This is a genomic window from Pseudobacteroides sp. (genome assembly GCF_036567765.1).
In the GTDB taxonomy this organism is placed as follows: Bacteria; Bacillota; Clostridia; order Acetivibrionales; family DSM-2933; genus Pseudobacteroides.
On sequence record NZ_DATCTU010000115.1, the window covers coordinates 19961 to 32014 of the forward strand.

The 12054-nt window shown below is 37.0% G+C and carries 12 protein-coding genes and 1 riboswitch; of the genes, 4 read left to right on the plus strand and 8 right to left on the minus strand.

Annotation, left to right across the window (positions count from 1 at the left end):
- Nucleotides 1–194 precede the first annotated feature (194 nt).
- Nucleotides 195–362: riboswitch (M-box (ykoK) riboswitch) on the minus strand.
- A gap of 53 nt (nt 363–415) precedes the next feature.
- From VIO64_RS18895 to VIO64_RS18920, 6 genes are all read right to left on the minus strand, one after another.
- A complete protein-coding gene (locus VIO64_RS18895; protein WP_331921151.1) occupies nt 416–1171 on the minus strand; it encodes an ABC transporter ATP-binding protein in 756 nt (251 codons plus the stop codon).
- Nucleotides 1172–1981 (minus strand): cobalt ECF transporter T component CbiQ, encoded by an 810-nt coding sequence (gene cbiQ, locus VIO64_RS18900; protein ID WP_331921153.1) that lies wholly within the window; start codon nt 1979–1981, stop codon nt 1172–1174.
- Between the two features lie 8 nt (nt 1982–1989).
- On the minus strand, nt 1990–3060 hold the full coding sequence (locus VIO64_RS18905; protein ID WP_331921155.1) for an energy-coupling factor ABC transporter permease: 1071 nt from the start codon (nt 3058–3060) through the stop codon (nt 1990–1992).
- Nucleotides 3061–3241: 181 nt separating this feature from the next.
- Nucleotides 3242–4015: an ABC transporter permease gene (locus VIO64_RS18910; RefSeq protein ID WP_331921157.1), complete on the minus strand. Its 774-nt coding sequence runs from the start codon at nt 4013–4015 to the stop codon at nt 3242–3244.
- Nucleotides 3999–4649: an ABC transporter ATP-binding protein gene (locus tag VIO64_RS18915; protein WP_331921159.1), complete on the minus strand. Its 651-nt coding sequence runs from the start codon at nt 4647–4649 to the stop codon at nt 3999–4001. The genes VIO64_RS18910 and VIO64_RS18915 overlap by 17 nt, the downstream gene beginning before the upstream one ends.
- 83 nt (nt 4650–4732) lie before the next feature.
- Nucleotides 4733–6274 (minus strand): serine hydrolase, encoded by a 1542-nt coding sequence (locus tag VIO64_RS18920; protein ID WP_331921161.1) that lies wholly within the window; start codon nt 6272–6274, stop codon nt 4733–4735.
- 191 nt (nt 6275–6465) lie between these two features.
- Here VIO64_RS18920 and VIO64_RS18925 point away from each other — a divergent pair, with 191 nt between their 5' ends.
- Entirely contained in the window at nt 6466–7215 is a 750-nt protein-coding gene (locus tag VIO64_RS18925) for a VWA domain-containing protein (RefSeq protein WP_331921163.1), read from the plus strand.
- Nucleotides 7216–7491: 276 nt separating this feature from the next.
- On the opposite strand, the gene VIO64_RS18930 is transcribed toward VIO64_RS18925, so the two are convergent.
- Nucleotides 7492–8160 carry a hypothetical protein gene (locus tag VIO64_RS18930; RefSeq protein WP_331921165.1) on the minus strand — a complete coding sequence of 223 codons (669 nt, stop codon included), beginning with the start codon at nt 8158–8160 and terminating at the stop codon, nt 7492–7494.
- 320 nt (nt 8161–8480) lie between these two features.
- Here VIO64_RS18930 and VIO64_RS18935 point away from each other — a divergent pair, with 320 nt between their 5' ends.
- The 3 genes from VIO64_RS18935 (at nt 8481) to VIO64_RS18945 (ending at nt 11402) form a co-directional block, all read left to right on the plus strand.
- Nucleotides 8481–9179: a response regulator transcription factor gene (locus VIO64_RS18935; protein WP_331921167.1), complete on the plus strand. Its 699-nt coding sequence runs from the start codon at nt 8481–8483 to the stop codon at nt 9177–9179.
- Nucleotides 9180–9183: 4 nt separating this feature from the next.
- The gene (locus VIO64_RS18940; protein WP_331921169.1) at nt 9184–10650 is read left to right on the plus strand and encodes a HAMP domain-containing sensor histidine kinase; all 1467 of its coding nucleotides are present in this window, start codon (nt 9184–9186) and stop codon (nt 10648–10650) included.
- Between the two features lie 311 nt (nt 10651–10961).
- Complete coding sequence (locus tag VIO64_RS18945) at nt 10962–11402, plus strand: DUF5680 domain-containing protein (protein WP_331921171.1); 441 nt, start codon at nt 10962–10964, stop codon at nt 11400–11402.
- Between the two features lie 171 nt (nt 11403–11573).
- On the opposite strand, the gene VIO64_RS18950 is transcribed toward VIO64_RS18945, so the two are convergent.
- Nucleotides 11574–11945 (minus strand): DUF5684 domain-containing protein, encoded by a 372-nt coding sequence (locus tag VIO64_RS18950; protein WP_331921173.1) that lies wholly within the window; start codon nt 11943–11945, stop codon nt 11574–11576.
- Between the last annotated feature and the right edge of the window lie 109 nt (nt 11946–12054).

Consider the following 12054-nt stretch of genomic DNA (forward strand, 5'->3'; position numbering starts at 1 on the left):
AAATTATGATCAACGGCATGACAAATAAACCTTTTAACCTTGGAAAAGATACTATGTAATTGCTACTATCAGGGTCATAGTCCATACCGTTCACCTCCATAATTTAGCTTTGAATTATGTTAAAATAGAATGAGTAAGTAATTTTCTTGACAATAAAAAATCCGCCAGAAAAGAGTGACGGAAAAACGCCTTTATTTATCCTTCACTCGTTGAGCTTTAGCACTATACAACGTTGGAAAAACTAATCCAGCTACGTTAAGTAAAACCTTATTTCGGTAGTACCTGTTGACCCATTGGCATCTCTCGATGTTTCCGGGCAGTAGCGTATATTTGTATAGGAACCTCACCTAACGAATATTCTACTAGCATTCTAATTATATACCTATATACGACATAATTCAATATGTTATGATTTTTATTTACTCATACCACATTTAGGGCAATTCTGAAGAGAAAGAGGTACCTCCAGGCCACAACTGCTAAGAAGTACTCCATCGGTCAGTATATCCATTGATACACCGTCAGCAAATACCTTTCCATCCTTAATTACAACAATTCTCCTGCATATCTCCATAAGCATATCCATGTCATGGCTGGTTATAATCTTCGTATGTTCAAATCCTTTTAATATTCCCATGATTTTTTTTCTGGATTTATGGTCAAGGGCAGAAGTAGGCTCATCCATTACAAGAATATCGGGCAACATGGAAAGCACTGATGCAATTGCTGCAGCCCGCTTCTCTCCACCCGAGAGCTTAAATGGTGCACGGTCCTTAAGATGGGTTATTCCTACCAAATCCAACGCATTAAGCACTCGTTCTTCAACAGTTTTTTCATCAAGCTTATAATTTCTGGGGCCAAATGCCACATCATCATATACTGTGGGCATAAACAGCTGATCCTCAGGATCCTGAAAAACCATGCCGATCCTTTGCCTTATAAAAGGCAATGTCTTTTTATTTACAGGCACATCTCCCACAATAATCTCTCCCTTATCGGGAAACATAATTCCCAAGAGCAGCATCAGTAGTGTAGATTTACCTGCCCCATTGGCACCTATTATACCAACGGATTCCCCATGACTGATACTTATGGAAATCCCATCCGCCGCCTTATGGCCATCAGGATAGGAAAAATGTAAATCTCTTATTTCAAGCTTGTGATGACTCATCTATAAAACCACCCCTGTTATCATTGAACCTATAAGTACAGGTATATCAAGAATTCTTACAATTACAAAAAACAAAGTCCAACAAACCAAATATATACAATCCCTCAATCTCACACTAAAAGCATTTCCGGTGTTGTACTCGCCTGCAAACCCTCTTGCACACATAGCATGATATACCCTCTGTGCCCTATCAAAGGTTCTTATAAGAAGCTGCCCTGCAAACGAGGCCCAGGCCTTTCTATGAATCCCCTTTTGCTGTGGAGCACGCAGCGTATATGCTCTAGTCATTCTTCCAACCTCATCGGTCAAAACAGATATATACCGATATGTCAATAACAATTGCAGCACAAATATTCTTGGGACTCTTAACATTCTTAGAGCCTCTGCCAGCCTGTCTATTCCTGTAGTTGCTATAAGCAGCAGTGCGGCTGTAATGGTCAACAGTGATTTAACAAAAATAGAACCAAATGTAATCCATCCCCTGGACAAGACAATTCCGCCAATATGAATGGTTTGACTGTCAAACATAGGGTTTAATATGCCTATACCTATAATAAAGGGTTCTACAAAAAGAATTCTTTTAAATATAGGGGCTTTAGGAACATCCGATATGGCAATAATTATTACAGGGTATAAGAAGAAAGGCAGAAGCCTGACTATTTCATACCTTCCAAATGACATAACAACCACTATAAAGACAATTGTGGTTATGAGCTTTATAAGGGGATGGATGCTGTGTATGGGAGATTCCCTGCGAGCCAGATCATCCATGTGTCTCATATTATATAATGAATTTATAATGCCTGACATATATTGGATCAAATCCTTGATTTATAATTTAATTTTCTTCTTTTTATGATACTTATAATGCCTCCTGCAAGCACTACAACCCCCAGGGTCACAGCACCACCAATTATACCGGAAAAACTGGTTCCTGTATTTACTGCTGGCCAGGCCTCGCTGGCCTGTGAAGATTCATTTTCATTTTTATCTGTATTTACACTATCATCTGATTTAAACCCATAATCGGGTAATTGTGCTGTTTTACTTTGCACCTGAGACATGATTTTATGGATATCACTGTTTGTCTCAATTTCAGTTTTACCGAAAGTTTTAAGCATAGACCATTCAAGACCGTCCGGGTTTGCTGAGGCAAACCACGAAAGAATTCCTCCAACAATCAGAACTGCAGCACCAAGCCCAATCAATGTTCTCTTTATGGGTACTTCACCAAGTTTTTCACCTGAAGCTGCTTTATCTAAAATCTCCGGCCTGGAATTCCAAATAAATGTCACAACAGCAGCGGTAACAACCCCTTCAATTATTCCGATTGCCAGGTGGATGGGCTGCATAAACATGATGAACGTTCCTATAGGCAGTTCTGTCTTACCCGATAAAAATGTCTGGAACACAACGCTTAAGGCCCCAAATTGCAATCCCACTATTGATGATACCAGTGAACCTGCCATTATGGTCCCAGGGCTAACCCTCTTCTTCACAAAAGCCTTATAGATTAAAGGATAAGCAATAAAGCATGTATAGAAACCCAGGTTGAATACATTACATCCATATGCCAGAAGTCCTCCATCACCAAAAAGAAGAGCCTGAATCAATAGTATGGAAGCCATTGTAAGAAATCCTCCATAAGGACCAAGCATTATTGCCAAAAGCAGTCCCCCTCCTAGATGCCCGCTCGAACCGGTTCCAGGTATGGAAAAATTAATCATTTGAACGGCAAAAATAAAAGCCCCCATTACTCCCATTAATGGAATCTTCTTTTCATCCATATCGTTCTGTACTTTTTTAATTGAATAAGCTGTTGCTCCAGTTGTTGCCGCCACCATAGCTCCACCTACCAGGGGTGAAATCAATGCATCAGCCATATGCATAATATCGACTCCTCTACAAAAATAATAAACCCAAAAAGGGGTGAATTTTAAATTCCAGTCCCTTCATGGGTCTGCATACCAAGACATCGATAAATAATTAGTAACCTTGGGAACCTTCATAATTCCACTATTACGTTTAACTATATCATAAACTATTTATTTTTTCAATTATTGATAGGAATCAAAATTGGCCCTGTTCATTAAAGAAAGTACGGTAACCAAGTTGCAGCATTACAATTACCGAAAGTGCCACGCTCCCCAGGATTCCAAGCATGATAGCGATCTGGTAGGCTATGGCTGTAGTAGGGGAAGTACCTGAAAGTATCTGCCCTGTCATCATCCCCGGCAGAAATATTATCCCCATCCCGACCATTTGGTTAATGGTCGGCATTATAGCAGAATCAAAGGTATTGTCAATTATGGCTTTTGTTGCAGCCTTGGGTGTTGCACCCAGGATCAAAGCCTCCTCTACCAAATCCCTTTGTATTGTCATACCCTCTGTAAGAGATTTTACAGCTAAAGACACTCCTGTCATAGAGTTACCGATGATCATTCCTGCAATGGGTATAAAATACTGAGGATTATACCATGGTGAAATACGGACGACAACAAGTAAAAAGTATAAGAGACATGAAAGAGTGCCTACTGAAAGCGAAAGGGCAATTACCTTCATTAAGGGTTTTGAGAGCTTTCCCTTATACTTTTTTAACACTGTAAATACCGCAAATGCCTCCATAATCACAATTATTGCTGACGTTACGAAGGGATTGGGATTATCAAAAATATATACCAGTATATATCCTGTAAGGATTAGCTGAAGACTCATTCTCACAGATGATATGAAAATCTCTTTTTCTTTTTTAATGCCCCTTACCCTTAATATGATAAGAACTATCAAAACAAATATATATGCCAAACCAACCTGGATGGCAGTGAGATTAATTATTCCGCCCATTATCAAACCTCCCCTTAATCCTGCCCCTTGATATTTCAATAATGGTATGGGAATATTTTTCAGCAACTGCTTTTGAATGGGTGACCATTACGATAGTCTTATTCTTGCTGGCCGATTCTTGTGCTATCATTTGTATAATCGCTTCCTCTGTTGCATCATCCAGTGCTGATGAAGGTTCATCCAAAAGATATACATCCGGATTTAATAGCAGCACCCTTCCAATGGCAAGCCTCTGTTTTTCTCCTCCAGAAAGGATGTTGGCGGGACTGTCGAGATCCTTCTCAAGCTTAACTCTCTGCAATATATTATTACAGTTGGCATCTGTCGGCTGTTCTAATTCCTGAAACCTGAGCCCTATAGAAAGATTATCCCTGATGCTTCCCTCAAAAACAACGGACTTTTGAGACAGCATAGTGACCTTCCTTCGGTGGACAACGGAATTAATGCTTCCAAGATCCATCCCTTTATATAATATCTTTCCCTTTGTAGGGGAGATAAGTTTATTAAGAAGCCTCAGAACCGTTGATTTTCCGCTGCCGCTCTCACCGATAAGGCTTGTAATTTTGCCACCTTCAATTGTTAGTTCAGGCAAATCCAATATACCTTTGAATTCAACATCAATAAATTCGAACATCCCCGCCATCCTTTTATAGATAACGAACTGTATATAACTAGATTTACAGTTCGTTATCTGAAATATTGTGCTTGATATATATTTTATGCAGCCTGATGTGCGGCTTGAGTACTTTCATCAGTAATCTTTTTTGCCGGAATATCAACCCCTAATTGATGGAGTATCAATCCTGCTACCTGACCATTATTATCCTTTACAAAAATTATTTCTGCATCAACAATCCTGTAGAAGAAGCTGGTATCAGATTGGGGGAATATCTCTACTTTTCCCTGTCCGGTTATCTGTGCATAGACACGGTTGTCTTCCCTGGTTATTGTGAAATTCACGCCCGGTGCTGCTTCATAGTTGCCTACAAGCCCATCTATTACTGCTGAATCCAGCGTTATTGATTTCTTGGGAGCCGGGAGCTCAACTTCTTTTCCAAGCAATATTGAGTTTATATCATCCTTGATTTTAAATACGCTTGATCCGGTATGATTTTTATTGCTTAAGATTATAATACCGGTATTCCTTTCAACATATCTTGAAATAATGGAGCTAAACCCCAGCAGTGCACCATCATGAAATATTTCCTTATCGGTGCCTTCACCGTTTATAACCCAACCGTATCCATAATTGCCTATCAGCTTTGTATCCACATGAGGTGTAAATATAATGTCCATTGTCTTTTTACTTACAAGCTTACAAGTATATAATGCCCTATCCCAGATATACATATCTTCAATGGTTGAGTATAAGTATCCCGCACCAAAGACGGTTTTTGCCGTAAGTGTATCATCAATAGGCTCAATATCAAGATACCCAATATATCCCACAGTATCAATCATTTTTTTGTCATTCTTATATATCACACCTGTGTTCTTCATTTTAAGAGGTGCAAAAATATTCTTTTGCAGATAACTTTCCAAGCTCTTGCCTGTTATTTTCTCTACAATAACACCCAGCAGTAAATACCCCGAATTGCTGTAGTTCCATGCTTCACCCGGGTTAAACTCAAGGGGCTTGTCCTTAAACAAATTTATTACTGCATTGACATCTACATTTTCAGGATCAACAGACCAATATTCAGGCAAATTTGTATAGTTGGTAATGCCTGATGTATGGGTAAGCAGGTGATGGATGGTGATCTCATCGCCTCGCGGAAAGTCCGGGAAGTACTTTGAAATCTTATCATCAAGCTTAAGTTTTCTCTTTTCGTATAACTGCATAATAGCCATGGATGTAAACTGCTTTGTCATTGATGCGATTGCAAAGCGTGTCGATGGCGTGTTGGGAATACTGTTCTCATAATCTGCCATTCCATAGCCTTTTGCCAATATTATCTTCCCGCCCTTTTCAACCAAAACCGATCCATGAAAGTTTCTGTTTTGAGCTGCAGCATTTAAATACTCTTCAAGGTTCTTTTTGATTTCTGCATTTTCTTTTGCATGGGGATTCTTGAGCCTATTGTCTTTAGCCTTACTTTCCTTGTTTATTTTTGCATAATCTTTAAACCTGTCCATCTCCGAAACATGAAACCTGCTGTTTTCACTGTACTTAACCCTGTGTTTGGAGGCATCGGCTCCAATTGAAAAATTCAATACCATAAAACAAACCAATAATAATGCCGAAAATCTTTTTAGCATATACCTCACCCTTTCAATTAATTGTTATTAAATGTGCTTTTTCAATTATAGCCCATCTATTTCCAAAATACAAAACTTATTTGGGGTGAGACTGACTCTTTTCCAACAAAAAAGGGAATGGTATAATTGGATTTAATAGAACTGCCTAAAATTATTGAAGCTTAAATTTATTATAGGAAAGAAGGATTACAATGTCAGACACCGAACTAATAAAAAAAATAACTCAAAGAATAAAAAATGCACAAGCCAATAAAAATATCTCAAATGCCCCAAAGATAAACCTATTAAAAAGCAGAGAAGAAACATTTAAAATAGTTTTAGAGAAAAAAACCGATAATAACATCATTTCTAGAGTAGGATTAGTTATTGATATATCCGGCTCGATGCGAAAGCTTTATAAAGAAGGAATAATCCAAGAAGTTGTTGAAAGAATATTCCCAATCGCCAAAAGATTTGATGATGATGAGCTACTTGATATGTGGATTTTTGCAAGCTCATATAATCGGCTTCCTCAAGTAAATGAAAACAATTTTGATACATTTATTCAAAAGGAAGTACTAGATAAAAGGCCTTCGTGTTCATGGGGAGGAACTGAATATAATCCTGTAATGTCAGATGTGATTGAATATTATAAAGATTCAGCCACACCAGCATTTGTGATATTTATTACTGATGGTTCAAACTCAGATAAAACATTGACAAAGGATACCTTAAGGCAAGCATCATTTTATCCGATTTTCTGGCAATACATTGGAATAGGCAAAGAAAAGTTTGACTTTCTGGAAAGATTAGATGAGTTGAACGGAAGGTTTGTTGATAATGCAAACTTTTTCAAACTTAACGATTTACAGGAGATAAATGACAATGATTTATACTCCCGATTACTTACAGAATTCCCAGAGTGGCTTAAATCAGCAAAGGCAAAAAATATAGTTAAATAGCCTGGAATGTATTATATGTGATTATTGCAGTTCATTGGTATAAGCTGCTGATCAAATAACTAAATTTATTGTACAGGGAGAAGATAATATATGAATAAAGATGTTTTGGAAAAAAGGCTGGAGCAAATAGCTTTTAACCTCCTATATTGTGCTTTATTTTTTTAAATCTACACAAAATGGTGTGATTAAGTATGGTTTGCAACAGCCCTTTTTTATACAATAAGTATTTTTAACTTCTAGATATAATTAATCAAATGAAATTTTCCTTACTATTACCTACTGTGCCTTTGCTGTCGGAGAAGCTGAAGGCTTAACAGTGCCATTATCTTTATGCATTCTCATGTGCTTGCCTTTTCCAGATAGCATAGCCTTAATCACAGCGTCTTCCTGAGCCTGTGTTATGGTTCCTGCTTTTACAAGTGCATCCAATGCTTCCTTAACATCTTTCTTTGCTTCCCATGCAGTCCTTACTGCATTTACTATTGCGTCTTTCTGTCCCTGGGTAATTGTTCCGGCAGTCACCAATTCATCCATTTTGCTGCCATGAAGGCCTTTGTAGCCCCTTACCATCGGTATTGACTTCATTATTGCATCTTCCTGAGCCTGTGTTATGGTTCCTGCCTTTACAAGTGCATCCAATGCTTCCTTAACATCTTTCTTTGCTACTCTTGCTGCCTTTATTGCGTTTTCTACTGCTGTTTTCTGTTCAGCGGTTATAGTTTTGGCTGTTACAAGCTCATCCAGTTTATTGCAATGAAACTCTTTATGGACCTTTCTGGCCATGCTCTGCCTATTAGCCATCTTCGTCTTTTGTTTGCCTGGAGTTACTGTTGCTGTAGGTGTTTTTGTGGAAGTGCTCGGACTTGGGGTATTAACAGCAAATACGCTTGTTGCTATCAAGCATGCCGCAACTGTTGAAGTTGCAATAATTCTTGTAATTTTCATTAATTACAACACCTCTTTCTCTTAAATTAAGTTAAACAATTTTTTGTTCCGATATTATTTTATCTCAATCATCAAAGATAAATCTCCGCTAAAATGAGGCAGAACTGTATTAAAGATCATTAAGCATTGCTATAGCTGGTTTCAAAAGAATTATTTAATTGAACGGTATTTTTTTGTATTTATTCCATTAAAAAAGTTTACTAAAAAAGTTTTACACTCATGTTTTAGTAAAGAAAAAGTGCGGCAAAAGTAAGGCACATTTTATTAAAACATAGTATTTTACTTGCTACATGATAAAATATATATTGAGGTGAATAAACATGGCTGATAAAAAGCTTATATATATAGCAGATGACGAAGTTAATATTTGTAACATAATTAAATCCTTCTTAATGAAAGAAGGTTATGAAGTCGAGACCTTTAATGATGGGCGTTCTATACTGGATTCGTTCAATAAAAAACCTGCAGACATGCTTGTTATTGATGTAATGATGCCTGAATTAGACGGCTTTTCTCTATGTTCTGCTATAAGACAAAAAAACTCTGTGCCGATAATAATTGTTTCTGCCAAAGATACCGAGCCGGATAAAATTGCCGGACTTACCTTAGGAAGTGACGATTATCTGACAAAGCCCTTTAGCCCTATGGAACTTATGGCAAGGATAAAAAGTATTTTCCGAAGAATCGAGCTTGACAAAACAAAGGATATACAAACAGAAAAATTAATTTTGGCTGACGTTGAAATCAACAGCGATTTGAAGCAGGCGGAAGTCAGGGGAAAAAACATAGGGCTCACAGGAATGGAATTTGCCCTTCTTCATTATTTAGCCCAAAACAAAAACAAAGCCGTAAGCAGAGGCGAGCTTTTAGATAAGGTCTGGGGCTTTGAAAGCGAAGTGGAAACTAGGGCAACAGACGATATGGTAAAAAGAATTCGCAAGAAGCTGGCAGATAGCAGGTCCAGCTTAAAAATAGAGACTGTATGGGGTTTTGGTTTCAAAGTTGAAGAAAAGGATTGATATTATGAAGAGAAACACCATAAAATGGAGGATTTTTAAATACAATATTATTGTAATTATAGTACTTATAGCACTTACAACAATAGTATTCAATATAGTAATCCGTTTATATATTGAAACCGATGTCAAAGATCAACTAAATTCCATAGCATCCTGTGCAGAATCCACAACCTTGAGAAGGGGTCCTGACTTTTTTCCGCGTGAAGGTGATAAAAGGCCGCATCCACGGCTTCAAGGTGGTCAAAATGCAAACCGGCCTGGAAACATTGATCCTTCCAAGTTCTATTTGTCCCTAGATCGTTCATTGCGTGAACAGGCGTCCCTTCTGAATGCAGATTATATTTTGCTCGATAGCAGTAACAAGCCAATAACATCACTTGATGGAGAGTACTTTTCAGTGCCTGATAACATTGTGAAAAAATTGATCAAAGTAGTTGAACAATTAAACGATAAACCCAAACAGCAATATATGGATTTTTATCTGGACGGCACCTCCTATATTGCAGTAATAAAACCTGTCCACAACAAAAATAATTTTGGCCTCGGTTGGATAGTCATTTATTCGAGTATGAAGAAGGTCCATCAATTGCAATTGGTAATTAATATAATACTTTTTATAATTCTTGTTTTGTCAGCACTTATAATCAGCATATTTTCATCCCTTGTGGCAAAGAAAATATCAGCTCCGTTTACCTCTTTAAACAAGCATATTGGAGAAATTGCAGAAAGGAATTTCGGAGCAAAAATTCATATGCCTGTGGATGATGAACTACAGGAATTTGTCAGCAACATAAATACCATGTCGGATAAGCTGGAGTCATATGACAAGGCACAAAAGACATTTCTCCAGAATGCTTCTCATGAGTTCAGGACCCCTCTGATGTCTATTCAAAGCTATGCAGAGGGTATCAAATATGATGTGGTGGAAAAGAACAATGCTTCGGATATTATAATTGATGAAACAAAAAGGATGACTCATCTTGTGGAGGATTTACTTTATTTGTCTCGACTGGATACCATCGAGGAAAACTACCGATTTGAAAGTCTGGATTTTAATGAGCTTATCTACAGCTGCATTGAGAGGATGAACGGCATAGCTATTAAGAGCAGCATAAACATTATATCTAATATTTCAACCGGCAATTCAGTAATAAACGGTGACTTTGAAAAGCTCTCCAGAGCATTTACAAATATAATGGGCAACTGTATACGGTATGCAAAGTCCACAATATATGTAAGCTCCAAACTAGTTGGAGGCAATACTATAGAAATCATGATCAGCGATGATGGCCCCGGGATTGACCAGAATGAACTTCCCTATATTTTTGATAGATTTTATAAAGGAAAGAAGGGACATTTTGGCTTGGGGTTGGCTATAAGTAAAAACGTAATAGAAAAGCATAAAGGTACTATTTCAGCGAAAAGCTCCAATAATGGTGCGGTGTTTAAGGTTGTCCTCAGAGTAGTGTGATACAATGAAAATGAAAAACTCGCACTATTGGTGCGAGAAATTAGCTGGGCCAAAAATATTGCTATTATAGAATAGTGCAAAGATGATCTGGAATAAGAGTTAGAACAGAGATAATTGTTCCCGCTAAATATAATTACTCCTTCGGCAGTATTTTATCAATAATAAATCTATTATACAATCCTTAATACTTTAGTTTATTTTTTATCTAGCTTCGTATTGTTTAGGTGCGATCAAAAAAATAATCTTTATGAACTATTATGGCCTCAATATGATAAAATATAGAATAAACAAGCAATTGGAGGAAAGAGTTAATGGAAGATAAAGTCATACTATTTTTATTAAAAGCAAAGAGAGCAACTTATGCTGGTAAAGGCTCAGAATTCAATCCATCAAGGCCTGAATCCCATGATTTACAGTTTGGGGAAAATGATTTATTGTATATAGATACATATCTTGGTGGTGAGAAGTTTGCCGGTGAAGAAGCAATATGGGAAAATGGAAAACCATTTTGGGCAATGAATTATTGTGGACGGGTTATTTCCTCTGAGTTTGATGGAGATTTTTTGAAGGAATCTTTAGTCAATGTTTCATATGATATGCCATATCGTGGTCCGCGTGAATATATAAAAGGCAACTATACATACAAGTGTGCTATAGAGGGTGATTTCGAATGGTTTAGCGGGTATGAAGAAATATATATATTTGACAAGAAAATATATGAGTGTATGTTTCATGGCGGACTTATTGTATAAGCATTAACTATATACTATATATAAATATTATTTAATTTACATCATCTTCATGAAAACAAACATAATAAAGACAAAAAACAAGCTAAATCGCTAGCGATTTGCAACCGTGATCGTTGTCGTAAGAATTAAAAAAAACGGTAGAATGAACATCTACCGTTTTGCTTGTCTTAATTAACCAACATATTGGACGTTTTTTGAGAATGCCAGATATGGAAAGTATATTACTGGGAAGAAGAGTGCAAGTAATACTGACCCTATATCGCCTCTTCCATATGCTTTTAAAAAGCCTTGTAATGCCATGATACCTATGATGATATTAATTACAGGTATAAACATTAATAACACCCAATACCAAGGATTACCTCCAATTTTCAACATTACAATAGCATTGTATATTGGGACAATACACGCCCAACCTGGCTCACCGGCTTTTTCAAACAAACGCCATTCACTGACTATAACCAGTATACCAACAATTAAGCCAATAACACTGAACAAAAGCATTGAACCTGCTGCCGCTGCCATTGCTGCTTCATTATTCATTAACCCCACCTCCACTTTTTTAATTATGCTAAGGCTATATGCCTTTACATATACATTAAGACAAATAAAATATGATGAAACAAAACAAGTCTACTACTATTTTATATCT

What these genes read in the sequence shown, in the direction of transcription:
- VIO64_RS18950 (WP_331921173.1), bottom strand. Translation starts at nt 11,945, where the DNA reads ATGAATAATGAAGCAGCAATGGCAGCGGCAGCAGGTTCAATGCTTTTG.
- VIO64_RS18905 (WP_331921155.1), bottom strand. Translation starts at nt 3,060, where the DNA reads ATGCATATGGCTGATGCATTGATTTCACCCCTGGTAGGTGGAGCTATG.
- VIO64_RS18930 (WP_331921165.1), bottom strand. Translation starts at nt 8,160, where the DNA reads ATGAAAATTACAAGAATTATTGCAACTTCAACAGTTGCGGCATGCTTG.
- VIO64_RS18935 (WP_331921167.1), top strand. Translation starts at nt 8,481, where the DNA reads ATGGCTGATAAAAAGCTTATATATATAGCAGATGACGAAGTTAATATT.
- VIO64_RS18915 (WP_331921159.1), bottom strand. Translation starts at nt 4,649, where the DNA reads ATGTTCGAATTTATTGATGTTGAATTCAAAGGTATATTGGATTTGCCT.
- VIO64_RS18910 (WP_331921157.1), bottom strand. Translation starts at nt 4,015, where the DNA reads ATGGGCGGAATAATTAATCTCACTGCCATCCAGGTTGGTTTGGCATAT.
- VIO64_RS18925 (WP_331921163.1), top strand. Translation starts at nt 6,466, where the DNA reads ATGTCAGACACCGAACTAATAAAAAAAATAACTCAAAGAATAAAAAAT.
- cbiQ (WP_331921153.1), bottom strand. Translation starts at nt 1,981, where the DNA reads ATGTCAGGCATTATAAATTCATTATATAATATGAGACACATGGATGAT.
- VIO64_RS18945 (WP_331921171.1), top strand. Translation starts at nt 10,962, where the DNA reads ATGGAAGATAAAGTCATACTATTTTTATTAAAAGCAAAGAGAGCAACT.
- VIO64_RS18920 (WP_331921161.1), bottom strand. Translation starts at nt 6,274, where the DNA reads ATGCTAAAAAGATTTTCGGCATTATTATTGGTTTGTTTTATGGTATTG.
- VIO64_RS18895 (WP_331921151.1), bottom strand. Translation starts at nt 1,171, where the DNA reads ATGAGTCATCACAAGCTTGAAATAAGAGATTTACATTTTTCCTATCCT.
- VIO64_RS18940 (WP_331921169.1), top strand. Translation starts at nt 9,184, where the DNA reads ATGAAGAGAAACACCATAAAATGGAGGATTTTTAAATACAATATTATT.